General features: G+C 42.7%; 29 protein-coding genes and 2 pseudogenes. 2 read left to right on the forward strand and 29 right to left on the reverse strand.

Annotated features, from left to right (window positions below; all coding sequences use genetic code 11):
- Positions 1-72: 72 nt before the first annotated feature.
- The 23 genes and pseudogenes from M1F65_RS09445 to M1F65_RS09555 form a co-directional block, all read right to left on the reverse strand.
- Positions 73-2,724, reverse strand: coding sequence for a valine--tRNA ligase (locus M1F65_RS09445; RefSeq protein ID WP_247925890.1), 2,652 nt, complete (start codon positions 2,722-2,724; stop codon positions 73-75).
- Complete coding sequence (locus M1F65_RS09450; protein ID WP_076984771.1) at positions 2,717-3,295, reverse strand: AAA family ATPase; 579 nt, start codon at positions 3,293-3,295, stop codon at positions 2,717-2,719. The genes M1F65_RS09445 and M1F65_RS09450 overlap by 8 nt, the downstream gene beginning before the upstream one ends.
- Positions 3,295-3,855: a GNAT family N-acetyltransferase gene (locus M1F65_RS09455; RefSeq protein WP_076984772.1), complete on the reverse strand. Its 561-nt coding sequence runs from the start codon at positions 3,853-3,855 to the stop codon at positions 3,295-3,297. Before M1F65_RS09455 ends, M1F65_RS09450 begins: the two co-directional genes overlap by 1 nt.
- Positions 3,856-4,132: 277 nt before the next feature.
- A complete protein-coding gene (locus tag M1F65_RS09460) occupies positions 4,133-4,528 on the reverse strand; it encodes a helix-hairpin-helix domain-containing protein (RefSeq protein WP_000038699.1) in 396 nt (131 codons plus the stop codon).
- A gap of 97 nt (positions 4,529-4,625) precedes the next feature.
- Positions 4,626-4,880, reverse strand: a complete 255-nt coding sequence (locus tag M1F65_RS09465) for a DUF1912 family protein (protein WP_000119707.1) — start codon at positions 4,878-4,880, stop codon at positions 4,626-4,628.
- Positions 4,881-4,889: 9 nt separating this feature from the next.
- Positions 4,890-6,224: a DUF438 domain-containing protein gene (locus tag M1F65_RS09470; protein WP_247925891.1), complete on the reverse strand. Its 1,335-nt coding sequence runs from the start codon at positions 6,222-6,224 to the stop codon at positions 4,890-4,892.
- Positions 6,224-6,457, reverse strand: a complete 234-nt coding sequence (locus M1F65_RS09475; RefSeq protein WP_000368739.1) for a DUF1858 domain-containing protein — start codon at positions 6,455-6,457, stop codon at positions 6,224-6,226. The genes M1F65_RS09470 and M1F65_RS09475 overlap by 1 nt, the downstream gene beginning before the upstream one ends.
- Before the next feature lie 108 nt (positions 6,458-6,565).
- Positions 6,566-6,748, reverse strand: a complete 183-nt coding sequence (locus M1F65_RS09480) for a hypothetical protein (protein ID WP_049537884.1) — start codon at positions 6,746-6,748, stop codon at positions 6,566-6,568.
- Position 6,749: 1 nt separating this feature from the next.
- Positions 6,750-7,529, reverse strand: a complete 780-nt coding sequence (locus M1F65_RS09485; protein WP_001118426.1) for a hypothetical protein — start codon at positions 7,527-7,529, stop codon at positions 6,750-6,752.
- A 255-nt stretch (positions 7,530-7,784) separates the two neighbouring features.
- Positions 7,785-7,883 (reverse strand): annotated as a pseudogene (locus M1F65_RS09490) (30S ribosome-binding factor RbfA); the annotation flags it as partial.
- 30 nt (positions 7,884-7,913) lie between these two features.
- Positions 7,914-9,023, reverse strand: a complete 1,110-nt coding sequence (locus tag M1F65_RS09495; protein WP_070657206.1) for an SPFH domain-containing protein — start codon at positions 9,021-9,023, stop codon at positions 7,914-7,916.
- Between the two features lie 10 nt (positions 9,024-9,033).
- Positions 9,034-9,591 (reverse strand): hypothetical protein, encoded by a 558-nt coding sequence (locus M1F65_RS09500; protein WP_101800382.1) that lies wholly within the window; start codon positions 9,589-9,591, stop codon positions 9,034-9,036.
- Between the two features lie 20 nt (positions 9,592-9,611).
- Entirely contained in the window at positions 9,612-10,115 is a 504-nt protein-coding gene (locus M1F65_RS09505) for a hypothetical protein (RefSeq protein WP_101800381.1), read from the reverse strand.
- Between the two features lie 174 nt (positions 10,116-10,289).
- Entirely contained in the window at positions 10,290-10,640 is a 351-nt protein-coding gene (gene rbfA, locus M1F65_RS09510; RefSeq protein ID WP_001273601.1) for a 30S ribosome-binding factor RbfA, read from the reverse strand.
- A gap of 165 nt (positions 10,641-10,805) precedes the next feature.
- The gene (infB, locus tag M1F65_RS09515) at positions 10,806-13,592 is read right to left on the reverse strand and encodes a translation initiation factor IF-2 (RefSeq protein WP_247925892.1); all 2,787 of its coding nucleotides are present in this window, start codon (positions 13,590-13,592) and stop codon (positions 10,806-10,808) included.
- 16 nt (positions 13,593-13,608) lie between these two features.
- The gene (locus tag M1F65_RS09520) at positions 13,609-13,908 is read right to left on the reverse strand and encodes a YlxQ-related RNA-binding protein (RefSeq protein WP_001041396.1); all 300 of its coding nucleotides are present in this window, start codon (positions 13,906-13,908) and stop codon (positions 13,609-13,611) included.
- Positions 13,901-14,194 (reverse strand): RNase P modulator RnpM, encoded by a 294-nt coding sequence (gene rnpM, locus M1F65_RS09525; RefSeq protein WP_000857568.1) that lies wholly within the window; start codon positions 14,192-14,194, stop codon positions 13,901-13,903. The genes M1F65_RS09520 and rnpM overlap by 8 nt, the downstream gene beginning before the upstream one ends.
- A 21-nt stretch (positions 14,195-14,215) precedes the next feature.
- Positions 14,216-15,352 (reverse strand): transcription termination factor NusA, encoded by a 1,137-nt coding sequence (nusA, locus tag M1F65_RS09530; RefSeq protein WP_000032280.1) that lies wholly within the window; start codon positions 15,350-15,352, stop codon positions 14,216-14,218.
- Positions 15,353-15,394: 42 nt separating this feature from the next.
- Positions 15,395-15,874 (reverse strand): ribosome maturation factor RimP, encoded by a 480-nt coding sequence (gene rimP / locus M1F65_RS09535; RefSeq protein ID WP_000338696.1) that lies wholly within the window; start codon positions 15,872-15,874, stop codon positions 15,395-15,397.
- A 126-nt stretch (positions 15,875-16,000) separates the two neighbouring features.
- Positions 16,001-16,636 carry a tRNA (guanosine(46)-N7)-methyltransferase TrmB gene (trmB, locus tag M1F65_RS09540; RefSeq protein WP_001266088.1) on the reverse strand — a complete coding sequence of 212 codons (636 nt, stop codon included), beginning with the start codon at positions 16,634-16,636 and terminating at the stop codon, positions 16,001-16,003.
- Positions 16,597-17,427: a cell cycle regulator CcrZ gene (gene ccrZ, locus M1F65_RS09545; RefSeq protein ID WP_247925893.1), complete on the reverse strand. Its 831-nt coding sequence runs from the start codon at positions 17,425-17,427 to the stop codon at positions 16,597-16,599. Before ccrZ ends, trmB begins: the two co-directional genes overlap by 40 nt.
- A gap of 47 nt (positions 17,428-17,474) precedes the next feature.
- Positions 17,475-18,524 carry an ABC transporter permease gene (locus tag M1F65_RS09550; RefSeq protein ID WP_247925894.1) on the reverse strand — a complete coding sequence of 350 codons (1,050 nt, stop codon included), beginning with the start codon at positions 18,522-18,524 and terminating at the stop codon, positions 17,475-17,477.
- A complete protein-coding gene (locus tag M1F65_RS09555) occupies positions 18,521-19,252 on the reverse strand; it encodes an ABC transporter ATP-binding protein (RefSeq protein ID WP_049489711.1) in 732 nt (243 codons plus the stop codon). Before M1F65_RS09555 ends, M1F65_RS09550 begins: the two co-directional genes overlap by 4 nt.
- Before the next feature lie 67 nt (positions 19,253-19,319).
- Here M1F65_RS09555 and M1F65_RS09560 point away from each other — a divergent pair, with 67 nt between their 5' ends.
- Entirely contained in the window at positions 19,320-19,730 is a 411-nt protein-coding gene (locus tag M1F65_RS09560) for an HIT family protein (protein WP_049489710.1), read from the forward strand.
- Positions 19,731-19,739: 9 nt separating this feature from the next.
- Positions 19,740-20,027, forward strand: coding sequence for a hypothetical protein (locus tag M1F65_RS09565; protein ID WP_247925896.1), 288 nt, complete (start codon positions 19,740-19,742; stop codon positions 20,025-20,027).
- Positions 20,028-20,053: 26 nt separating this feature from the next.
- On the opposite strand, the gene dnaJ is transcribed toward M1F65_RS09565, so the two are convergent.
- From dnaJ to M1F65_RS09590, 6 genes and pseudogenes are all read right to left on the reverse strand, one after another.
- Positions 20,054-21,190: a molecular chaperone DnaJ gene (dnaJ, locus tag M1F65_RS09570; protein ID WP_001066315.1), complete on the reverse strand. Its 1,137-nt coding sequence runs from the start codon at positions 21,188-21,190 to the stop codon at positions 20,054-20,056.
- 426 nt (positions 21,191-21,616) lie between these two features.
- A complete protein-coding gene (dnaK, locus tag M1F65_RS09575) occupies positions 21,617-23,440 on the reverse strand; it encodes a molecular chaperone DnaK (protein ID WP_042902036.1) in 1,824 nt (607 codons plus the stop codon).
- Between the two features lie 247 nt (positions 23,441-23,687).
- Complete coding sequence (gene grpE, locus M1F65_RS09580) at positions 23,688-24,203, reverse strand: nucleotide exchange factor GrpE (protein ID WP_000046057.1); 516 nt, start codon at positions 24,201-24,203, stop codon at positions 23,688-23,690.
- Positions 24,204-24,229: 26 nt separating this feature from the next.
- A complete protein-coding gene (gene hrcA, locus M1F65_RS09585; RefSeq protein WP_070567066.1) occupies positions 24,230-25,264 on the reverse strand; it encodes a heat-inducible transcriptional repressor HrcA in 1,035 nt (344 codons plus the stop codon).
- 160 nt (positions 25,265-25,424) lie between these two features.
- Positions 25,425-25,511 (reverse strand): annotated as a pseudogene (locus M1F65_RS10095) (DUF2812 domain-containing protein); the annotation flags it as partial.
- A 74-nt stretch (positions 25,512-25,585) separates the two neighbouring features.
- On the reverse strand, positions 25,586-26,308 hold a 723-nt coding region (locus tag M1F65_RS09590; RefSeq protein ID WP_247925897.1), incomplete at its 5' end, for an SHIRT domain-containing protein.

Genomic DNA, 26,308 nt, shown 5'->3' on the forward strand with positions numbered 1-26,308 from the left:
AATATTTATAATATTGATTATACCATAAAAACACAGTTTTTACACTGTGTTTTATTAAATTTATATAATTGTTTATTTCACCAACTTCTTCATCTCATCAATACGTGCGACTGTCGCATCGTACTTAGCTTGGTAGTCGGCTTGTTTGTCGCGTTCTTTTTGGACGACTTCTGGTTTGGCATTGGCTACGAAGCGTTCGTTAGAGAGCTTCTTACCGACCATGTCCAGTTCTTTTTGCCATTTAGCCAGTTCCTTGTCGAGACGAGCCAGTTCTTCTTCGACATTGAGGAGGTCTGCCAGTGGCAAGTAGATTTCTGCTCCTGTGATGACGCTTGACATGGCGAGTTCAGGAGCAGGGATGGTTGATGCGATTTCCAAGTGCTCTGGATTTGTGAAGCGTTTGATGTAGTTGACATTGCTGTTAAAGAAGGCTTCCAATTCGCTATCGCTTGTCTTAACAAGGATAGTGATAGGCTTGCTTGGAGCTACATTTACTTCAGCACGCGCATTACGAACAGCACGAATCAAGTCTTTGAGGCTTTCTACACCAGTGTGAGCCTCAAGGTCTTCAAAGGCTGGGTTAACAGTTGGGTATTCCGCTGTGACGATAGAGCCTTCTGAGATTTGTCCAAAGATTTCCTCTGTCACGAATGGCATGATTGGGTGGAGGAGACGAAGGATCTTGTCTAAGGTATAAAGGAGAACAGAACGTGTGATAACTTTCTCTTCTTCGTTATCGCTATAAAGGACTTCCTTAGTCAACTCAACATACCAGTCCGCAAACTCGTCCCAGATGAAGTTGTAGAGGATGTGTCCAGCAACACCAAACTCAAACTTATCAAAGTTTTCAGTGACTTTGCCGATCGTTTCATTGAGGTTGTGGAGGATCCAGCGGTCTGTGACATTTCCAGCTTCCTTGTTGGCAACTTTTTCGACATTAGCCGTTGCTTGCTCAAGTGTCAAACCTTCATTGTTCATGAGGATGTAGCGAGAGATGTTCCAGATCTTGTTAATGAAGTTCCAAGAAGCATCCATTTTCTCGTAAGAGAAGCGCACGTCTTGACCAGGGGCAGAACCGTTTGAAAGGAACCAACGAAGGGCATCGGCACCGTATTTCTCAATGACATCCATCGGGTCAATCCCGTTACCGAGAGATTTAGACATCTTGCGTCCTTGCTCGTCACGAATGAGACCGTGGATAAGGACATTTTGGAATGGCTGACGACCAGTGAATTCCAAGGATTGGAAGATCATACGAGACACCCAGAAGAAGATGATGTCGTAACCTGTTACCAAGGTTGAAGTTGGGAAGTAACGTTTGAAGTCTTCTGAGTCGACATCAGGCCAGCCCATGGTTGAGAATGGCCAGAGGGCAGAACTGAACCACGTATCCAAGACATCTTCGTCCTGAGTCCATCCGTCGCCTTCTGGAGCTTCTTCACCGACGTACATTTCACCCTCAGCATTGTACCAAGCAGGGATTTGGTGACCCCACCAGAGCTGACGAGAGATTACCCAGTCGTGGACATTTTCCATCCATTGAAGGAAGGTATCGTTGAAACGAGGTGGGTAGAATTCTACCTTGTCGTCTGTATCTTGGTTGGCAATGGCATTTTTCGCCAAATGGTCCATCTTAACGAACCATTGCGTAGACAAGCGTGGTTCAACTACAACACCTGTACGTTCTGAGTGACCAACGCTGTGGACACGTTTTTCGATTTTGACGAGGGCACCAATTTCTTCCAACTTAGCCACGACTGCCTTACGAGCTTCAAAACGGTCCATGCCTGCAAATTCAAAGGCCAAGTCATTCATGGTTCCGTCGTCATTCATGACGTTAACTTGTGGCAAGTTGTGACGTTGACCAACCAAGAAGTCGTTTGGATCGTGGGCAGGTGTGATTTTCACGACACCAGTACCAAACTCAGAATCTGCGTGTTCGTCTCCAACAATTGGAATCAATTTATTAGCGATTGGAAAGATGACGTTTTTACCAATCAAGTCCTTGTAGCGTGGGTCTTCTGGATTTACCGCAACGGCAACGTCCCCAAACATAGTCTCAGGACGAGTTGTTGCCACTTCAAGGGCGCGTGAGCCGTCTTCTAGCATGTAGTTCATGTGGTAGAAGGCACCTTCGACATCCTTGTGGATCACCTCGATATCAGACAAGGCTGTGCGAGCAGCTGGGTCCCAGTTGATGATAAACTCACCACGGTAGATCCAGCCTTTCTTGTAAAGGTCCACAAAGACCTTGCGGACAGCTTTTGACAAACCTTCATCAAGAGTGAAACGCTCACGAGAGTAGTCTACAGAGAGCCCCATCTTGCCCCATTGTTCCTTGATAGTAGTGGCATATTCGTCTTTCCATTCCCAGACTTTGTCCAGGAATTTTTCACGACCGAGATCATAACGGCTAATACCCTCACCGCGCAAGCGCTCCTCAACCTTAGCCTGAGTGGCAATCCCCGCGTGGTCCATACCTGGAAGCCAAAGCGTATCAAAACCTTGCATGCGTTTTTGACGGATGATGATATCCTGAAGAGTCGTATCCCAAGCGTGACCAAGGTGAAGTTTCCCAGTTACGTTTGGTGGTGGAATGACGATAGAATATGGCTTAGCCTTTTTATCGCCTGAAGGCTTGAAAACATCGGAATCAAGCCATTTTTGGTAACGACCAGCCTCAACCTCGGCTGGATTGTACTTAGGTGAAAGTTCTTTAGACATGTGTGTGTCCTTTCTCTATTGTATTCATTTTATTTTGAATCTGCTTGGCAACTTCTTCTGCAGACAGATTCGTATTATTTATTTTAAAGTAGTGGTGCAACTCATTCGGTTGATGTTGAGAATTTAATTGAAGTGTTTCAGCAGTCTCCAAAATTTCTCTTTCAGATACCTCAATATGTCGTTTTAAGGGTTTATGCTTTAATCGATTCTCCGTTCGATTTCGACGTAAGCGCTCTTCAAGTGTCGTTTCCAACTCAACAAACAGAATCTCTTGATGATAATCATCCAACAGATCCTGAATTTGCTTCAAATACAGCAGCTGGTACTGATTTGAAAAATCAATTACGTCTGTTAAAATCACAGATCGCTGATTCCTAGCACTTGCTCCAAGGAAAGAAAAGGTAATTCCACGAACAAATTCCCACATTTCCTCTGTATAGTCCTGATAGATTTCTAGTGCAAAATCGATGGCTTGATGGTTATAAAAGAGGGTAGCATTTGTCAGTCGAGATAACTCTTGACCAATCGTCATTTTCCCAGAAGCTGGAGCCCCAATGATGAAAAGATGCATCAAATCTCCTCCCACTCACTCCTCAGCAAGCCGTATCTCAAATCGTCACAGCGGTTGCCTTGGGCATCTTTACGGTCTCGGATTCGAGCTTCTAAGGTAAAGCCAAGTTTCTCTGCGACTCGTTGACTTTGAAGGTTATACCCAAAGCAAGTCAGTTCAATCTTATGAAGACCCAGTTCTTTAAAAGCTAGGTCAATCAAGGCATGCGCTGCTTCTGGAACATAACCTAGACCCCAATGGTCTGGATGTAAGATATAGCCAATCTCCAAGACATCATCCTCGTGACGACGAGGGAAATCAACAGAGCCGATGACCTTATCGGTTCCTTTAGCGACAATTCCATAGCCCGCTGGAAGATCGTTCTTTTCATTACGCTCGGGCAGAATATGCTCCAGATAATAAATCTCATCTTCCAAGCTCTTGACGGGCGGAAAGCCTGCTGGGTAGGAAACTTCTGGCCTGCTGGCATAGTCAAAGATATCCACAACATCAGCCACGGTACGGACTCGCAAGACTAGCCGTTCGGTTTCTAAACGTTCTGGCAATGTTGCTCTTGTCATCCTTCTACCTCGCTTTCTACAAAAAATCGCCCCTGCCATCTACATGACAGGGACGAATGTGCTTATCCGCGGTACCACCCAATTTCGGGCAGAGCCCGCAACTCTCGTCTTTATAATAAAAAGACAATATTATTTCATTTTTCATCCATCAGCAACCAGTTTTGACACATTTGTGGACTTCTCAGCACCGCCACTTTCTGTAAAATGTGGGATCCAAAACACCTCTAATGGCTCTATTGTAGCAAGTTTTTCTCGGAAATGCAAGGGGCAAGAAAGATTACTTGAAGCTGATTCCGTGCTCTTTTAATTTCTTAATGGTAGCTGGGCCAATTCCTTTCAAGGCAAGGAGTTCTTTTTCAGTCCAGTTTTTAAAGTCAGCAGCCGACTTGATCCCCTCATCATAGAAAGTCTTAGCACGATCTACTGAGAGGCCACCCAAAGTAGCTGCGAAATCTTCTACTGAATTGGCTACTTTTTGAGCTTGTTCCTTGGTCGCTTCTACTGCTTGTTCCACTTTTTTAGAGACAACTTTTCCTGCTTCGCTGGCAGATTTTTCTGCGTGTTTCACGACTTTTTTGGTCTCTTCGACAACTTTGGTCACCGTACTTGAAAAGGCACCTGAGCGACGAAGGCTATTTCGCAATTGTTTTTTACGTTGGAGTTTCTTTGACATGATAAAATCCTTTCAATAAAAAATCCCTGCTCTGACAAGGATTTAATAAAGATATTCTATCAAGATTTTGGGAAAAAATCAAGAAAGTATCTGTATTTTAATAGTTTCGCTCACCAAACAATCCTTCTGGCAAATCATGGAATCCCTTGCCTGCCTTGAAATTTTCGAACTTACCAAGCAAGAACTGGTAGGCATCCAAGCGACTTTCGTAGCGAATCATGGCATCTTTGGCACGTTCGTCTTGGTCTTCTTCGTAGACCTTTTGACTTTCCTTGTGCGCCATGTCGTTGATCATGATCTGGGTATTGACCCAAGCTTCAAATTCCTTCATAAATTCCTGTTCGTAACTCATTGATTCTCCTTATTCTAATCCACGGAAGAAGTCCGTATCAATCTCTCGGTAGGGCTGGATATCCTGAACATACTCCAACACGCCTTGGAATTCCCCGTTTTCATCGTGTACCGCAGCATAGGTAATGTGGACAAACTTGCCTCGCGAATCTGACTTGAACCACATTTCATACTTGTCCTTGACCCCTTCACGAAGACCTTGCATAACGGCCTTCACCTTTTCTAGATATTTGGGCGGATGGCAGAGTTCTACATTGCGCCCGACTTGGGACGGCGTCCGTTTGAAAATCATCTCATCAGCTGGCGTATTGTCATTGTAATACTGAAAAATATCGTCTTTATTGACAAAAGTGATCTCCATAGGGAGGTGATTGAGGATGAGATTGGCCTGCTCGACGGAGAGATAACCATTGCCAAAAGCCTGTTGACTATGACGGTCCAGCACTGCTTCCTTTTCCTTAGGGGTAAAGGTAATGGTGAACTGGCCTTCTGGTGTATCGATAACTTGCTGAACTTGACCTTCAGCCGTGTCCAGCTGCACGGGCTCCTCTGCACTCTTTTCCTCAACGAAACTCTGTCGTTCTGGCACCCATTTTTCAGACGGACGGATGATGGCATAGCCGTAGGCATCGCTCTCCTCCGCAATCTGAAGCCAATCATCCTGGGTGAAAGACTCAAGGAGAATCATGAGGAGGATGGACTCTTCCTTGAAAATCATACTTTCAAACTCTGTCGCAAAAGCTTCAAAATCTTCTTTTACACTGCTTATCGGCACTTCTGGTAGTTCCTTAGCTGTCGTTAGAGCTGTTTGAAAGAGTTCCCTAATCTGGTCATCCACCCCCCACATAACTTTAGGAGGTGAATCGTGACCATAGCGCTCCATGATGGGAAAAAAGAGCTCTTCCTTGCGCTGATAATGGATATCAAATTGCCCCAACAGCCCCATTTGACGTACCAAGCCCTTGCGCATCTCTGCCAGCATTTCCTCATCTTCCATAGACTCATAGGTATCCAACAGTCTCCGAATGCGAATCAAAGCTGCACGGAGAGCCAGATTTTCATCCTTGAAGACGCGAACTGGGTGGCCAGGGTGTTCAGTATCCTCCACTTCGACGCCCTTAACAGCATTTTTAAAAAGATTGGCATGGACATCACAGAGCTCCATGACATCTTCAAAGGTAACACCTGAGTCTGAGTTCATCAACTCGTGCTCCATGAGAGAAATCTCGATAGCTGAAACACCTGTAAAGGTCGCATCAAAACGCTCCTGAACCGACTCGGGAGAGGCGCCATTGTGCAATTCTAACAAAATATCCCGTAGGATATGAATCCGTTCATCTGCCATTAGTCTAATCCAATCACTTCATAGCCGTTCGCTTCTAGCGTGCGGACAATCTTGTCCATAGGAGTTCCTTCGAGCTTCGAACCCTGTTTGAGCGATACTTTGCGACCGACTGTATTGCGCATCAAGGGATTAGCAAGTGGTTTAAAACCCAGCTCCACTAGGATTTCCAAGACTTCTGGATGCTTGTCCACCACTTCTGCAACGGGAATTGACACATCGATGATATTATCCATGACGACCTCCATGTATGTTTTAAAATGATTTTACTGCTTATATTATACCATATGGAAAGAGATTAAAAAACTAGCAGAAGAGTTCCTGCTAGTTTCTTTCATTTCAAGTTATTCCTTATCATCTGGTTTTGCGAGCCACTGGGCTACATCCATCAGCTTGTCAGCAAGCAGTACTTTCCCGAAACCTACTAGAGCATTGTCATCTTTTTTCATGTTCTTCAGGACTTTGACGCTTTGCATCACGAAAAAGTAATTCCCGTAAGTTTTAGCTAGAGTTTTTATAAGTCCCATATTACTCTCCTTCGATGATTTCGACCTCTTTTCGGATAATATCAACGTCTCTTTGATATTGCGCTTCATTGTAGTTGACTAGCTTGGACAATTCCCGTTGCAATCTTTCTCCCATCGGTTTCATGGTCGCAAAGGTTAAGCCCCCAGAAATGACTCCACCTAGGATAGGGATCACTTTCCCCATCCCTTTGGCTAGGCCTCCTTTTGTCAGATTGACTCCAAAAATCTTCAAAACTTTTTCTAAAATAGGATACCAGAGCGTCTTTGTCAAGGCTTTCTTGTTCACTACTTTTATGACTTGCTTGGCTACTGTCACACCGCCTGATCGAAGCAGAGCACCTGCGCCATTTACTCCCAGCATCACACCGAGATACAGCACGAGAGTGTTTTTAGCATCTTCACTTAACTCATTGCGCGATGCCCAGAGATCATCAAATCCGTAAATATACCCTAGTTCCTGAGCTAGTTTTAATGAGAATGCATAAAACTGGGCTACGTCTGTCGGAATAGTAATCGCCATGACAATCCCTCCAGGTAGACCAGCCAAAACCGAAGTTCCACTGGCTAACAGGACATTGTCCTTAATACAGGCCTTGGCCACGCGATCCAAGCTTTCCTGGGGTAATAAAGCCGTCGGTCCTTGTTCAATCAAAGTTGGAATATCCTTACGGTCTAATTCCTTTGAAAACTTTTCTACTAAAAACTTTTCTCGATCGACCTTGACTACGGGTAGTTTCACCACTTGTTGTAGTACTTGCATAGCTATATCTTGTTTAGCCATATATCTCTCCGTTTTTCATTTATATCAAGGTTTATCATATCATACTATTTGAAATTTACAAATTTTTTAAACTGCCTTTTACAAAGGCAACATATTGATGATTAGCAAACAGACTACTCTGACAAAAAAAGAGGGGATACCCCTCTTTCTTATACTCAATGAAAATCAAAGAGCAAACTAGGAAGCTAGCCGCAGGCTGTACTTGAGTACGGCAAGGCGACGCTGACATGGTTTGAATTTGATTTTCGAAGAGTATTAGTTCTTATCCAGATTGCGTAGCATTGCGTCAATCTTGTTTCCATATTCGATGGACTCATCTTTGACGAAGGTTAAATCTGGTAAATTCCGCTTCTTCTAATCAATAACAATACTTGATTTTTATCATTATAAATCCATAATTTCTTTTTTCTTTATATCAAATTCTTCCTGAGACAATATACCTGCATCTAAAAGTGATTTAAGTTTGGTTAGGGCTTCAATTTGTTCATCTAGAGAAAGAGTTGGTTTGGTCACCTTTTCATCTAGACCTTGTACCATATTCATGCCAAAAATCATTCCTGCACCATCTCCTAAACCATGTTGTTCTATTCCTGATGCAATCTTTTGTTGTGCTGCAATATTAGATGATTTCTGCGAAATTTCCTCATATGCTTTTAAATTCATCTTATTTGATGAAAATTGTTTAACGAGTTCCTTGGATTCAGGCGAAAATTCAATATTTGCAACAGCAACTTTAACAATCTCAAAACCAAAGCGTTCCTTCCAAGTACCAGCATATTGTTTATTACTTAATACTTGTTCTGCAAGAACTCCAGTTTGTGAAGGCAATTGTGAAATACGATAGCTTGTTGATAAAGCATTTAAAGCCATTGTAAAGGATTGAAGAAATTCTGTTACTATTTGAGCTCTAGCCTGAGCACTATCAAAGGAATAATAGGTTACATTTGCTGGTAGAAAATTTTTAACAAACTGGGTAGCATCCGTAATTCTAATAGAAAAAGTTCCAAAAGCACGCACTTCTAAATCCGCACCATAAAACAAATCATTGTACATAACTGGTCCACGAGTACCAAACCTAATGTCACGAATTTCTCTCAAATTGACAAAACAAATTTGTTTTTGTTGGTCACTTTGTCCACCGAATCCAACACGATTCACGACATTATCAAACAATGATTTTTTAAAACCATCTCCATTAAAAATACTACTCTCACCATTTTGATATTCATAACCACCCGGTTCTGTGATGATATCTTCTATCCCGGATTGACTAAAAATAAAAGCAGCTGTATTTTCAGGAACAAAGATTTTTGAGCCATTTGAAATGATACCTAGGGACCCTTTGTTATTGACTCCTCTACCATTATTACTTTCTTGAAGAATACCTGGGCAAACAGCCGTGTGTTCGTCAAAGGCTTGAACTGTGATAATTTCTTTCCACTGGTCTGCAAAAGTTCCATTAATGGAATCCGTTACTGCTTTAATTATACCCATCTTTCATCTCCTACAAACTCTGTTCCATGTCACAAAAGCCACATTTCACTACCTGTTTTGTCGTTCCTGATAAAGGAGCACCACAAAAAGTACACTTGGTAGATAATTTTTCTGGTTCTGAGTCTTTAAAACCTAGGCCTGTTTTGAAAGCATCAAATGTATCTTTAATTGTTTCTGCTAAAACATCTGCTCCAAACAAACTGCTATCACCCAATGTTTCAAAATCATTCGTATCACCAGAAATCAATTTAATAATATTAGTTGCCCACTTATCAGTATCTTTAGTATTAGAGAATGAGAAAATAGCTTGACCACTATTATAGTAAATTTCTAAGCGTTTAGAACCATTATTTTTAGTTACAGAAACTTGTGGTTTACCTTCAAATATTTTTATTTGATTAATAGGTATGATGATTTGTCCTTTTCTTCCCCCAAATATACCTTTTTTTATGTGTATTAGATGTAAGTTTGTTAAAATTAGATCATCCGTATACAGACCATTTTTCCCAAAACTAACATCATCACTATTCATAATCATATATTCATGAGGTAATAATTGATAGTCCATCTTTAGCCCCACTCTTCCTACTATAGACTAGCTTTCCACTGTTCTACTTGTTGATGTAGATTATCACGATAATCTTTTAGAAATTGAATAATTTCCTCTTTTCCTTGAATTGGTGCTTTCTTTAATGGACCATATTGTTTTTTCTGTTCTTCTATTTCTTTTTTCGTGCTATCTTTTAATTCTTGGATAGAAGCACTATCTTCTAAAGCAGTACCTTTAAAGGCTTGGTCAGCTTCTGTGTAATAATTATCAACGATTTTCTGAAACATCGTTAAATAATCTTCATAGGTTTTAATAGATTCAATTGTTGTATCACTAACATCTTGAGGATTAAAATCATTTGAACTAAATTTCTCTTTGGCTTTAGAAAAGATACCCTTTTTCTCAGAACTACTAGATGAAGCTTCTGTTTGATTCTCACTAGAAGAGCTACTTGTTTTTTCAGAAAGAGAACTACAAGCAACTAGAGTAGAAACGGAAAGACATAGTAAAGCTAAACGACAAACTTTTTTTACATTATTCATTAATAGAATCTCCTTTTATTTATAAAATTATCATATCATATTTCCTAAAAAAAAAAAGCATTTTCTAATCAGTAAACATTTTATAAATACAGAATTCCATTTTTAAAAGAATATTTTTCCATCTCAAATTCCACCTATTTTCTCCACCAAAAAAAGAGGGTTCTCCCCTCTTTTCTAGTTCTTATCCAGATTGCGTAGCATTTCGTCAATCTTGTTTCCATATTCGATGGACTCGTCTTTGACGAAGGTTAAATCTGGGATTTTGTACAATTTCAAATTGCGACCAAGTTCACGTTTGATGGTACCAGTTGCTTTTTCAAGCCCGATTTGAGCTTTTTGGTTATCCGAAGCAAGGTTACTCAAAATGGTGTAGTAAACCTTGGCAACAGACAAGTCACCCAGCATCTGAACATCTGTAATGGTCACACCTTGGACACGCGGATCACGGACCTTCTTTTGCAAAATCTCATTGACTTCACGCTTGATTTCCATGCCCACACGATCCGTACGGAAATGATTTGCCATGATATTCCTTTCTCTACTTTGAACCAAAAGCTAGGCCAGCAGACCTAGCTATTTTTAATAGATAGAGGAACTAGAGCCATTTGAATCTAGGAAACAAGCCTTTGATAGAACTAAAGTTCATCAAGGCGCTGTTGACAACGAGTCAAATCGGCTATCGTTTCTCTATTATCGTTTGATTTCTTCCATGACATAGGCCTCAATCACATCATCAGTCTTGATATCATTGTAGCCATCAATCATCAATCCACCTTCACGACCGTTTGTAACTTCTTTAACGTCGTCTTTGTAGTGTTTCAAGCTTGCAAGTTCGCCGTCATAGATAACGACACCGTCACGGATAACACGAACTTTAGAGTCACGGGTAACCTTACCGTTGATAACCATGAATCCACCGATAGTTCCGACTTTAGATACCTTAAAGGTTTCACGGATAACTGCTTCACCGATAACTTTTTCTTCAAATTCTGGGTCAAGCATCCCTTTCATGGCTTCTTCCATCTCTTCGATAACCTTATAGATAATGCTGTGGAGACGGATTTCTACATCGTCAGCTTCCGCTTGTTGACGCGCTTGTGGTGTAGGGCGTACGTTGAAACCAACGATAAAGGCATTGGAAGCTTCCGCAAGAGTCACGTCAGACTCATTGATAGCACCGACTGCCGAGTGAACGATAGTAACTTTGACACCTTCCACATCAATTTTTTGAAGTGAGGCAGAAAGGGCTTCAACTGAACCTTGTACGTCGGCCTTGATGATAACGTTGACTGACTTGAGTTCACCTGCTTTAAGCGTATCAAAGAGGTTTTCAAGGCTGACACGTTGGGTAGCTTGACGTTGTTTCATAAGAGCACGTTTGGCACGTTCTTCACCGGCTGCACGCGCAGATTTTTCATCTTCGTAAACGGCAAAATGGTCACCCGCCATTGGTGCTTCGTTCAAACCTGTGATAGAAACGGGCGTTGATGGACCTGCAACCTTAACACGACGACCAAGATCATTGGTCATGGCACGGACACGACCAAAGGTATTTCCGACAACGATAGGATCTTGCACATTCAGAGTACCTTGTTGCACAAGAAGGGTTGCGACCGCACCTTTTCCTTTATCCAAACGAGCTTCGATAACCGTACCGATAGCACGCACTGTTGGATCTGCCTTGAGTTCTTGGATTTCAGCCACAAGAAGGACTGTTTCCAAGAGTTCATCGATATTTTGGTTGAACTTAGCTGAAATTTCGACAAACTCAGAATCTCCACCCCAAGCTGTTGACATGACACCATGCTCTGCCAATTCACCGATAACGCGTTCTGGGTTGGCACCTGGTTTATCAATTTTGTTGATGGCTACGATGATTGGAACGTTGGCTGCTTTTGAGTGGTTGATGGCTTCGATAGTCTGAGGCATAACCCCGTCATCTGCCGCTACGACCAAGATAGTAATATCGGTAACAGAAGCACCACGCGCACGCATCGATGTAAAAGCCGCGTGTCCAGGTGTATCAAGGAAGGTAATCTTCTTGCCATTTTCAACGATTTGGTAGGCACCGATATGCTGAGTGATACCACCTGCTTCTCCTGTTGCAACACGAGAGTTACGAAGGGTATCTAGAAGGGTTGTTTTACCATGGTCAACGTGTCCCATGATGGTCACAACTGGTGGACGCTCAACCAATTCATCTTCATTGAGATATCCATCTTCGACGAAGAAACGCTCGATATCTGCATTGTCCACTTCAACCTTTTGTTTGGCTTCGATACCGTAATCCACCATGAGGAGTTCGATAGTTTCTCCATCCAAGGATTGGTTTTGTGTGGCCATCACACCCATCATAAAGAGTTTCTTAACGATTTCAGCTGGTTCACGTTTGATACGTTTTGCGATTTCCGCAACAGTCATACCATCTGTATACTCAAATTCTGTTGGCAATTCATGGAACTTACGCTCTGTAACAGGTTTTGGAGTCTGGTTACGGTTGTTTTGCTTGTTCCCTTTTTTATTTTTCTTATTGTTATTCCAGTTACTATTTCTTTGATTTCTCACTTGATTCTGACTACTTCGATTCTTTTGTTGTTTTCTAGGACCATCTTCTTCGTGATCATAATCACCACGTTCTTTGTCTGGTCGAGCTTGTTTTTTACGACGTGTATCCACTGGCGCTTCTTTCGCTACAGGAGCTACTGTTACTGCTGGCTGCGTTTGTTCAGCTAGCTTAGCAGCTTCTTCAAAGATTTCCTCTGGTTCCTTGCGTTTGTTAGCTTGAGCCAAGGCTTCTTTGGCAGCTTGCGATTGTTTGAAGCGCTCCTCGCTTGAGCGTGCGTACTCTGCATTTTGCTCTGCTTTTAGGGCTGCTGCACGGGCTTTAAAGTCAACACGTGGGCCAGCTTGCTTGGGCTGGAAGTCTTGTTGCTGACGGCGATCATTGCCACGATTTCCTTGACCTTGTGGTTTTTTCCCTTGGTCGTTAAATCGGCGATTGTCGCGGTTTCCTTGACCAGGTTTGCCACCATTACGGCCGTCGTTTTTCTGACGGTTGCCGTTTTGTTGTTGGTCACGGTTGTTGCCCTTGTTTTGTTTGCGTCGTTCTGCCTGCTCTTTGGCACGCGCCTCACGCTCCGCCTTGAAGTTTCGACTCTGTGGTCTTGCGGCCACTACTTTTTCTTCCTTAGGAGCTGCAGGTGTAGCTGATTTGCTTTCTTCCTTAGCGGCTACTGGTTTAGCTGATACAGACTTTTCTGCTTTCTTTTCTACACTTGCTTTTGGTGCTACAGGTTTTGCTTCTTCTTTAGGAGCAGGTGCAGATTTAAAGCTAGCTGCGATTTGTTCAGCAGCAGCAGCTTCCACGCTCGATGAGTGGCTTTTTACATCCAAGCCCAACTCTTTTGCACGCGCTACAACTTCTTTACTTTCTTTTCCAAGTTCTTTTGCGATTTCGTACAATCTTTTCTTAGACAAATCATGTCCTCCTCTTCTATTCCATCAGAGACCTCATTTTCTTTGTAAATCCAGCATCTGTCACAGCCAAAACCTTTCTCGATTTCCCGACTGCTATGCTTAATTCCAGTGTTGAAAACACGGTTATAACTTCTACTTGATAATAGTCACTTTTATCTTGAATCTTCTTGGTTAGATTAGGGCCAGCATCATGTGCTAGAAAGACTAGCTTGGCTTTCTGGTCTTGAATAGCCTTGACTACCAATTCCTCACCCGATATGATCCTGCCTGCTCGTTGAGCAAGACCCAAGAGATTGCTTATTTTTTGCTTATTCAAGTCCTAACTCTCTTCTTTTTACTTTGTGATCCACATAGGCGATCAACTCGTCATAAAAGCTTTCTTCAACTTCCATGTTAAAGCTACGGTTAAAGACTTTCTTCTTTTTGGCCTCTAGGGCTTCTGTATTGTCTAGCTTGATATAAGCACCACGGCCATTGGCCTTGCCTGTCGGATCGATAAAGACTTGTCCTTCTTTATTCTTGACAATGCGGAGCAAATCACGCTTGTCAATCACTTCGTTAGATACAACAGACTTGCGCAAAGGGATTTTTCTTGTTTTCATCTTTCCCTCCTCTAGCAGCTTTTATTCTTCGATCAATTCATCCGCAACTGCGTAATCAACTTGACCTGCTTCTTCCATAGCTTCAAACTCACTAGCAGACTTGATATCGATACGGTAACCCGTCAAGTGAGCTGCCAAGCGAACGTTTTGTCCACGACGACCGATGGCAAGAGAGAGCTTGTTATCAGGTACAACGACCAAGGCACGTTTGCTGTCATTTTCATCAAAGATAACTTGGTCAACCTCTGCAGGTGCGATAGCATTGTAGATAAACTCAGCTGGATCTGCTACCCACTCGATAACGTCGATGTTTTCTTCGACAGGAATCATGCGGTCGCTCTTGGCGTCGTAGCGAGCTGGGTGGAATTTGCTGGTGATTTTCTTGATATTGGCACCACCACGTCCAACGATTGTCCCGATAGCGTCCACGTTTGGATTGTGGCTACGAACGGCAACTTTCGTACGGTCACCAGCTTCACGAGCCACGCTCATGATTTCAACAGTTCCATCATACACTTCTGGAATTTCTTGCTCCATCAAGCGTTTGATCATTTCAGGATGACTTCGGCTAACAAAGACGTTGACACCACGAGGGTTGTCTTCAACTTTATAAACGTAAACCTCAATACGGTCGTGGGAAGCAAAGACTTCTCCAGGGATTTGGTCCTGTTTTGACAATTGGGCTTCGATGCTACCAAGGTTAACATAAATGAAACGGTTGTCAAAGCGTTCTACCGTACCAGACATGATTTCTTGTTCATGTTCCTTATAAGTATTGTAAGTGATGGCACGTGTTTGCTTGCGCATTTTTTCCATGATGGTTTGTTTAGCAGATTGGGCTGCTACACGACCAAACTCAGCAGGTGCTTCTTCAAACTTGATTTTGTCACCAAGCTCATAGGCTGAATTAATGGCAAGGGCATCTTTCAAGCTGATTTCCAAACGGCTATCAAATACTTCATCAACAACTTCACGGACAGTATAAACTGTAAAGTCACCTGTTTTTTCATTGAAGTCAATAGCTACGCTGTCAGATTGACCATAGCGTCTGCGATAAGCGGAACGAAGCGACTCTACTACTGCGTCGATGATGTCTTCTTTTTTGATTCCCTTGTCTTCTTCCAAAATGCGGAAGGCCTCTAGCATTTCTTTACTCATGTTTTCTTCACTTTTGAATCCTCAAAAGCTATCCTTTCTTTTCTATAGTTTTACTGCTAAACGTGCTTTTGATACTAAACTGTATGGAATTTGGACGGTTTTCTTACGTGTCTTGTCCATATACTCCATAGTCAACTCATCCCCTTCAAAGGATACCAAGGTTCCTTCAAAGACCTTTTGCTTATCAATGGCTTGGTAGAGCCCGACATGGATGTATTTCCCAACTGCTCCAGCGACGGCATCCTTGGTTTTCAAAGGACGTTCCAAACCTGGACTGGTGATTTCTAGGAAATATTGTTCTGGGAAGGGATCGGGCTTGATAGTGTCTAGGACAGGACTGATGATTTCTGTCAGGTCTGCCGTGTCGTTCAAGGTAATTCCTTCGGGTTTATCTACAAAAATACTGAGAATCATGTCACTGCCAATCTTTCCATACTCGATATCCACGAGCTCGAAAGGTGCTTGGATGACAGGTTCTACAACTTCTCTGACTAATTCTACGATTGTTGCGATTGCGTCCACCTCCTCATAAGCAAGAGGCGAAGATATTTCCCCGCCTCTCTTTCTCATATTCTTACTATCAGTATAGCACGTTTGTCAATTTATGTAAAGCATTAGCACTCAAACAGCTGGTTTTCAAGCTATTTCTTAAAATTCTGCTTCAACTCGATAGATCACTTGACCTTTGCTGGAGAATTTTTGCTCATACTCTGTCATGACATTGCCTTCAAAATCACTGGCATGCAAGTCTAGCCAAACACCATTTAGTTTCATCCCATACTGAGAAAAGCTCACTAGACTGTACTCAAACAAGCCACGGTTATCTGTCTTGAAATGGATTTCCCCATTCTCAGGCAAGATGCGCTTGAAGGTATCCAAGAAACTCTTGTAAGTCAAACGACGTTTTTCATGGCGTTTTTTAGGCCAGGGATCTGAAAAGTTTAGGTAGAGACGATCAATCTCACCGTCTTCAAAGTAGTCGGTCAGATCTGAACCATCTACCCACAGCAACTTGATGTTGGGCACTCCAACTTCTAATACCTTATCCAAGGCATAACTCAATACCGACTTTTGGATATCAATCCCAATGTAGTTGATGTCAGGATTTTGCTTGGCCATTCCTGATACGAAGGCCCCTTTCCCACTTCCAACCTCTACATGAATAGGATGATCATTTCCAAACAAGTCTCGCCATTTCCCTTTAGCTTCCAAGGGATTGAGAACCACATACTGAGGATTGGCCTCTAGTAATTCTGTCGCCCCTTTACGATTTCTAACTCTGATCTCTTCTTTCCATACTTGTCACGGAAGACGCGCAAGGCATAAATCTCCCGGTTTACATTGTCTAAATCTTGATTTTCACAGTATTTGGCAATCTGGTTCAAATAAGAATACTGACCATACCAATACAATTTATCTAACACTGTCTGATTGTACTTATAGCCGTAGTCTCTCAACCATTGGCGCCACTGATGATCCGGAATGTAGTGGCATAGCAAATGCGCCACATCAAACATACGATCCGTCAGACGAACCGAATCCCAATCCACTAGATAAACGAGTCCACTCTCTGTTTCAATCCAATTACTATGACGAAGATCCCCGTGCACAATCGTTGCATGGTCTTCCCTAAAACCTGGAACCGTCTTACCTAGCTCAGCAATCACACTGTTCAAATAGTGGTTCTGCTTCAAGATTTCTGGAACTCCTTGCTGCCAAGAACGTAGCAAATCAACTGGTGTTTCCATGGTATATCCCAAACGGCTCAACTGCTTCATCAAAGGACGCGAGCGGTGAAGGCGGTTCAAGATATTGATAATCTGCTTGCGATTCATATCGTAAGGGGTCAAGATTTTGCCCGTCAGCCATTCCTGAGCACACATATCACGGCCATCTGGCAAACGACGAGTCCATAGTAATTGAGGAGCGATTTGTTCTCTGGCTAGGCCAGGTAGGATTGGAGAGGTGTTCATTTTTACAAAGACGCGCTTCCCATCAGGGTAGCTTCCCATATAAGCTTTGCCGCTCTTCCCAGGGATAGGGGTTAGCGTTAGCTCATTATCACCCAAGTCCATTTCTTTCCTCCGTATAAAGTTTCCTTACTATTCTACTAGTTTTTGGTCTATTCGTCAACCAATCTTTTTAGTTGGTAAGGCAAATAAAACAATTGTAGGAAGAGACTAGCCCCTACAAGAGCCAACAAGGCTATTTTTTCTTGAAAAACCACTGCTCCGACCAGCAATTCCAGCAAAAGAACTGCACTTCCCACACCAAGCACAATCTGTTTCAATCCCTTCTCTTTCTCCCCTTTTTCTAGTGGAAAGAGCTGAGTCAAGTACTGGTAGTCAAAGGCATGATAGAGGGCCAGTAACTGAAAGAGCAGGAGATAGTTAAATAGAACCACCACTGCCGTCGCGATCCAAGCTTGCTCGATAAAGATCACAGCTAACAAGGATAGGAGCAAGAGGCGCAAACTGAGGGCAAAGAGGTCTCCATTTCGCAAGTAAGAACGAAGATAGAGATTTTGCCAAATTTTCCCAGGTACCTTCTGAACAGTCTTTAGGATAAAATCCAGATAAGCGCGACGTTTGACACTATTTGAAACGCCCTTGACCTGAGTAAAGAGAGCAAAGAAACGAAGCAAAATTTGCTTGCGCTTGCTTTCTTGGGAGATCACATAGTCCCAGTCAAGCCCAGTCTCTGTATAAAATTTACTGGCTTTTTGACGAAATAGGAGATATTTCCCAGCTCCCAATAAAAGCATATAGATGAAAAAAACTGGCAAGCCATAGCCCATGGCTAAAAATAAGGGCGCAAATAAAAGCAAGAAAAGGGTTTGGACAAAGAGCCAAAAGACCAGTGAGCGCACTGTCTGCCCTTTGAAGTGAGACTTAACCTCCTCTTCACTGACTAAGAGAAAGAGCTTGTCAGGTCCTTCCATGTAGGTCGCGATTCCTCCCCAAGCCAAAAGCAAGGCAGATACAATCCCCAAAAACAAGAGGATAGGCCAATGATTTTCAGGAAAATGTTGCAAGAGTTGACTGTACTGGTAAGCTAGAAAACCGATGAGAACTAGCAGGAACAAGACAAAGTGGTCATTGAGAACATAGCGCAGATAACCGACACACTCCTTACGAAAAGCCTGCTTTCGCTTTAAAAACAAGTCTTTCATAGCTCCTCCTCTTTGGTCAGAGCCAAGTAAATATCATTCAAACTCGCTTCAGGCATGTCAAAGGCTTCGCGGAGTTGCTGGAGGTTCCCCTGAGCTCGCACCTCCCCCTTGTGGAGGATGACAAAGGCATCACACATCTTCTCCGCTGAATCCAGCACGTGGGTACTCATGAGAATGGACTTGCCTTTTTGCTTTTCTACTTCTAGTAGCTGAATCAAGTCAGAAATGGCCAGCGGATCGAGCCCAAGGAAAGGCTCATCAACGATGAAAAGACTCGGATCTACGACAAAAGCACAGATAATCATGACCTTCTGCTTCATTCCTTTGGAAAAATGCACTGGGAACCAGTCTAATTTTTGGTCCAAACGAAACATTTTTAACAAAGGTTCCACACGATCAAAAGCTATATTCTGCTCAATACCATAGGCCATGGCAACCGTCTCGATATGCTCTCTAAGAGTCAACTCCTCATACAGACTAGGCGTTTCTGGGATATAGCCAATCTGTTTGCGGTAGTTGGTCGCATCCTCTCGCAGGGTGAGACCGTTAATCTTGATTTCCCCACTGTAAGGTGTCAACAGTCCAATAATCTCATTGATTGTCGTTGATTTCCCAGCACCATTGAGACCAATCAAACCGACCAACTGCCCACTTTCAACTGTAAAGGACACATCTTTCAAGACAGGAACGTGAACATAGCCTCCTGTCAGGTTTTTAATTTCTAACATATTTTCTCCGAATCTGGTATAATGTAGCTATATTATATCAAAATTCAATACAGTAGAGGTGGATTTTATGTCAGATTGCATTTTTTGTAAGATCATCGCAGGGGAGATTCCTGCTTCAAAAGTATACGAGGATGAGCAGGTTCTTGCCTTTCTTGATATCTCTCAAGTAACGCCTGGACACACCTTGGTCGTACCAAAAGAGCACTACCGCAATCTCTTGGAGATGGATGCTGCGAGTGCCAGCCAACTCTTTGCCCAAGTGCCAACAGTGGCTCAAAAAGTCATGCAGGCTACCAAGGCTGTCGGCATGAATATCATTGCCAACTGCGAGGAAGTCGCTGGTCAAACGGTCTTTCATACTCACGTGCATCTCGTACCTCGCTACGGTGCAGAAGATGACCTCAAGATTGACTTTATCGCCCACGAACCAGACTTTGACAAACTTGCTCAAGTCGCTGAAACTATAAGAAACGCTTAAGGAGTTGCCATGAAACTATCCAATCTATTGCTATTTGCAGGTGCTACAGCTGGAAGTTATTTTGTCGTGAAAAATCGCCAAGCCATTCAGGATGAAGTGCTAGATACAACTGACCGCGTCGAAGCTATCAAGGATGATTTGGATATCATCCAAAACAGCCTACAAATCATCGACCAACAAAAAGCCCTTATCAAGGAATACCAAAAAGATTTGACCTACAAGTTCAAAGTCTTGGAAAAAGATTTCCAGACTAGACTAGCTGTGATAAAAGAAACACAGGAGCTTGAGGATAAGTAAAAAAGAGCCCGATGGCTCTTTTTACTTTATTCTCCTTCAAAGGCATCTTTTATATGGTCAAAGAAGCCTTTTTTCTTTGGATTGACTTTCAAGTCACCTGCAGCTGCGAATTCTTTAAGCGCAGCTTTTTGGCGGTCGTTCAAACCTGTCGGAGTCACGACATTGACAGTAACATATTGGTCACCAACGGCACCGCCACGAAGGCTCGGTGCTCCCTTGCCACGTAGACGGAATTTCTTGCCAGTCTGAGTTCCTTCTGGGATAACCAATTCAACATCTCCATGAACAGTTGGAATTTCCACAGTATCTCCAAGAGTTGCTTGGACAATATTGAGATTTAACTTGTAGAAAATAGTTGTTCCTTCACGTTCAAATTTATCACTGGCTTCAACAGAAACCACCACGTACAAGTCCCCGTAAGGTCCACCGTTAAAGCCTGCTTCACCTTGACCAGCGAGGCGGATTTGTTGGCCTGTTTCCACACCAGCAGGGATTTTTACATGTACGCTATGAGCTTGTTTTTCATGCCCTGTTCCGTGACAAGTTGTACATGGATCTTTGATTTCTTTTCCGCGACCATGACAGACATCACAGGTTACTTGGCGACGCATCATACCAAGAGGAGTCTGCGTATCGACGTTAATGACACCAGCACCATGACAGCGTCCACAAGTGACTGGACTTGTCCCTGGCTTAGCACCAGAGCCATTACATGTACGACAGCTGGCTTCACGATTGTATTTAACTTCTTTTTCCGTTCCGAAGATAGCTTCTTCAAAGGTTAAGTTCACACGATACTGGAGGTCATCCCCTTGACGAGGAGCGTTTGGATTGCGTGAAGCTCCTCCTCCTCCGAAAAAACTTGAGAAGATATCTTCAAAACCACCGAAGCCACCTGCTCCGTCAAAGCCACCAAAACCACCAGCACCACCAAAGCCACCGTTGGCACCCGCAGCACCATACTGGTCGTAGGCTGCACGTTTTTGGTCGTCACTCAAAGTCTCATAGGCTTCTTGAACTTCCTTGTATTTTTCCTCAGCGCCAGGCTCCTTGTTGATATCTGGGTGATATTTTTTCGAAAGCTTACGATAAGCCTTTTTGATCTCGTCTGCCGAAGCGTTTTTTGACACCCCTAGACGATCATAAAATTCAGTATTGTTCATACAAGATACTAAGAGCGAACAGAAAGCGACTGAAATTTAGGAAACCGACAAGAAATCCTGATTTCTTAGGAGGTTTATCTAATTTCCAAGCTTTCCGCTCGAGTTCAATTACGAACACCCTTATTCCTTTCTGTTAATATTGCGGAACGAAACCTCAATCTAGGTCGGGTTCAATTCCTTTCTTTTATATTGATGAGACAAAACCCAAACAAATCAGGTTCCATCCCTTTTTACCGAAAAACAGAGGCTGGGTTGCAACCTCTGGATTTCTTCCTATCATTACGACGTTCAAGTTTTAAAAATTAAACTAGTAATGCTAAACTGAGTTTCGGCTAAAAACTTCGGAAAAAAGATAAGCCATCTTTTGTGCATCACACAAGGCGATGGCTTCCTATTTTTCTTTCGTTTTCTTAACGCCTCAACATCTTACTTCTCCGTAAACTCTCCGTCTACGACGTCATCGCCTGCGTTTCCTGTTGCTTGTGCGCCTTCTGCTCCTGCTTGAGCTTGTTGGGCTGCAGCAGCTTGTTCGTAGAGTTTAACAGCAAGTCCTTGTGCTTTTTCATTCAATGCTTCAAGTTTTGCTTTCATTTCGTCCAAGTTGTTGTCTTCTTGGGCTTTCTTAAGCTCATCAAGGGCAGCTTGGGCAGCATCACGTTCTGCATCGAAGCCTTTACCTTCAGTTTCCTTGATTGTCTTTTCAGTCGCAAAGATTGCTTGGTCAACTTCGTTACGAAGGTCTACTTCTTCTTTACGTTTCTTATCTGCTTCAGCGTTAGCTTCTGCATCTTTCATCATGCGGTCAATTTCTTCGTCTGTCAAACCTGAGTTAGATTGGATAACAATTGTTTGTTCTTTTTGAGTTCCAAGATCTTTAGCCTTAACAGATACGATACCGTTCTTGTCAATGTCAAATGTTACTTCGATTTGAGGAATTCCACGAGGTGCAGCTGGGATATCTGTCAATTGGAAACGTCCAAGAGTCTTGTTATCTGCTGCCATTGGGCGTTCACCTTGAAGAACGTGAATATCAACGGCTGGTTGGTTGTCTGCTGCTGTTGAGAAGACTTGTGATTTAGAAGTTGGGATTGTAGTGTTGCGATCGATAAGTTTTGTGAAGACGCCACCCATTGTTTCGATACCAAGTGACAATGGTGTTACATCAAGAAGGACAACGTCTTTCACATCACCAGTGATGACACCACCTTGGATGGCAGCACCCATAGCAACAACTTCGTCAGGGTTTACTGATTTGTTTGGCTCTTTACCAGTTTCAGCCTTAACAGCTTCTACAACAGCTGGGATACGAGTTGAACCACCAACAAGGATAACTTCGTCGATTTCTGACAAGCTCAAACCTGCATCTGAAAGGGCTTGACGAACTGGAACTTTTGTACGTTCAACAAGATCACGAGTCAAATCGTCAAATTTCGCACGAGTCAAAGTCATTTCCAAGTGAAGAGGCCCAGCTTCACCAGCAGTGATAAATGGCAAGCTGATTTGAGTTGAAGTTACACCAGAAAGGTCTTTCTTAGCTTTTTCAGCCGCATCTTTCAAACGTTGCATTGCCATCTTGTCAGTAGACAAGTCAATACCGTTTTCTTTCTTGAATTCTGCTACCAAGTGGTCGATGATTTTTTGGTCAAAGTCGTCACCACCAAGTTTGTTGTCCCCTGCAGTTGACAATACGTCGAAGACACCGTCACCCAATTCAAGGATAGATACGTCGAATGTACCACCACCAAGGTCGAATACCAAGATTTTTTCTTCTTTGTCAGTCTTGTCCAAACCGTAAGCGAGTGCTGCTGCAGTTGGCTCGTTAACGATACGTTCTACTTCAAGACCAGCGATTTTACCAGCGTCTTTTGTTGCTTGACGTTGAGCATCGTTGAAGTAAGCTGGGACTGTGATAACTGCTTTGGTTACTTTTTCACCAAGGTATTCTTCAGCGTAGCCTTTCAAGTATTGAAGAATCATAGCTGAGATTTCTTGTGGAGTATATTCTTTTCCGTTAGCAGAAACTTTTTCAGAAGTTCCCATCTTAGATTTGATAGAGATAACTGTATCTGGGTTTGTAACTGCTTGACGTTTTGCGGCATCACCAACGATGATTTCTCCATTTTTGAATGATACTACAGATGGAGTTGTACGGTTTCCTTCTGGGTTTGCGATGATTTTTGATTCAGTTCCTTCAAGAACTGCTACTGCTGAGTTTGTTGTACCTAAGTCAATACCGATAATTTTAGACATGTGTTTTTCTCCTTAAATTTTATATTCTTTCTTTTTGATACTCTTCTTAGGTGGCGGCGCCGTCAGAGCTTGACTCGTCAATCTCTTTGACTAAACTTTGAGCCTAAGGTCTCAAAGTTTGCGCAAATAGCGCCACGGCGAAGAGTATCGTCTTTTGTTTGCTTCGCTCACTATTGCAAAGCTGAACAATTTCTTATCTTTCTTCATAGTTTATTGTCGTTTCGGACAAGTTTTTAAGTTCTCTAGCCTAGTTATATACTACTACCATGGCTGGGCGTAGGATGCGGTCATGTAGTTTGTAACCTTTTTGGAAGACCTGGGCGATGGTATCTGCTGGGTGTTCATCGTCTGCTGGGAGAGTTTGGATGGCCATATGATAGTTATGGTCAAATTCACCGTCAGCTGCGATTTCTTCGATTCCTTCTTCTTTCAAAGCGTGAATCAAGCTCTCTTGCACCATCTCCAATCCTTTTTTGACATCGTCTGTCAAACCTTCAACTGCTAGTGCACGTTCTAAGTTATCAAGCGATGGTAAGATTGCTTTTGCCAGGTCTTGGCTACGATAACGTTGCAAGTTTTGACGCTCTTCATTGGCACGGCGTTGAATATTCTGCATTTCTGCATGAGCACGAAGGTATTTGTTTTCGAACTCATCCGCGCGTTCATTTGCCAAGTCCAACTCAGACTTCTCAGGAGTTGTTTCTTCAGTTGTTTCCACAACTTCCTCTTCCTTCATTTCTTCGTTTTTTTTATCTTGGGCCATTTTCGCCTCCTTTATTGATTTCAAAATTAATTTACTTCGTAATGATTACTGCTGAGGTAGCGATAAAAATCTGTCAACTTCATGGTCAAAACACGATTGACCACATTGACTTGGTTGACCAATTGCTGGTAATCCAGATTGACCGGACCGATAATCGCTAGAATTCCAAAACCTCGATAAGGAATAAGGAACTTGCTACTAATCACCGCCAAGTCAGCTAGACAGGATTCCTGACTGTCCGCAACACGGACATTTTGCATTTGATCTTCATGCAGACCCTCACGAATCTCCAGAGCCACCTTTTGCGGTTGGTCAAAGAACTGATAGGCTGCTAGATTGGCAAAATTCAAGAGATTGACCTTACCCGACACTACAATGTTTTCGTTGAACATTTCTTTAAAAATGTGTTCAAAGAGATCCATGACATTGTCCGTTGTCGTAAAGTAACGCTGGATAATCTGCGGAATCTCTGTCCGAATCTTGTAGTGAATATCCAGAACGGTGTGACCGAGGAAACGTTCTTGAATCAAGGTCTTGAGGCGATTTAAATCTTCCTGCAAGAAGTTCCTTGGAATCAGAAATTGACTGGTAACTGTCCGGGACTCGTCTAGGGTAAATACTGCCAAGGCTGTATGTTGTCCCAAAACAACGATATCAAATGCTGTCAACCGTTGCCTGCTCGGTTCAACATCTAGCGCTACTACCGTACAGCCACTCAAGTCTGTCAGTAGATTAGCAGCCTCTTGCAGAATATCCTCCAGTTTGAAGAACTCCTGATCAAAGGCTTTGACAATCTCGTATACCTCATTTTCAGCCAGTCTGTCAAAAGCAAGCGAGTGTTTCACATAGTACTGAAATCCTGCGACACTTGGCATCCGACCGCTTGAGGTATGAGCCTTCTCAAGCAAACCCTGCTTCTCTAGAGCTGCCATGTCATTACGAATGGTAGCACTACTAGAATTGATAGACTCTTGTAGCGCCTTGGATCCGACAGGTTCGTGCGTTTTGGTAAAGATGTCAATAATCAGATTTAAAATATCCTGCTGACGCTCTGTAACCATCTCATCACTCCTCTCTGTCCGATCGATTAGCACTCTATGTACCCAAGTGCTAACTCATGATTCTATTATACACCCTTAGAAGATAATGTCAAGACAAAAACTCAAAAAATTAGCACTCTTTTGTTAAGAGTGCTAAAAATCAGTCTACAGACCTAGAAACTTACTTCTCATCTACTTGGTATTTCCTTTTAAGTCTGAAAAAACCATAGATTAGATAAGAAATCAAGCAAGCGTATAAAACGAAAAAGAGAGAACGATTTCTCGTTCTCTCTTCTTAGACTCAGGAATTAAGAAGTCATTTTGTTATTTCCTAAGAGTAGCTTAATCTTTCTTGCGAAGAACAAAAGCTGCTAGGCTTGCAAAGGCAAGACCGATGATTGAAAGAAGACCAGATACTGCTGAACCTGTGTTTGGTAACAAGTTCTGCTTTTGACTACTTCCTTCTTCTGGTTGACTATTATTTCCAGAATCTTTAATTGGGGCCGGAGTGAATTCCCAGGTGCCTACGAAGTGTGCGTCTGCTCCATTGATGATTTCAGATGTCTTGTCATAAGACTTGAAGCTCCATGTGCCTTCTGCTGTCTTAACCTCTGTTTGACTTGGTTGCGTTGGCGTTGCTTGACTGCCATCTTTCAAGTTTGTTTGGTCTGCTGGAAGCAAGGCTTTCACTTCTTGTGGAAGTTCTTTGCCTGGAGTTCCGCTAACAAACTCGTGAACTGCTTTATGAGTCACTGTTGGAACTGGAGTTGCTGTAAATTCCCATGTACCTATAAACTTAACATCTGATCCATTAATTGTTTCCGATGTTTTATCGTAGGACTTGAAGCTCCAGGTACCTTCTGCTGTCTTAACTTCTGTTTGACTTGGTTGCGTTGGCGTTGCTTGACTGCCATCTTTCAAGTTTGTTTGGTCTGCCGGAAGAAGAGATTTCACTTCTTGTGGAAGTTCTTTACCTGGAGTTCCGCTGACAAACTCGTGAACTGCTTTATGAGTCACTGTTGGAACTGGAGTTGCTGTAAATTCCCATGTACCTATAAACTTAAC

The organism is Streptococcus oralis (genome assembly GCF_023109195.1).
GTDB lineage: Bacteria > Bacillota > Bacilli > Lactobacillales > Streptococcaceae > Streptococcus > Streptococcus oralis_BV.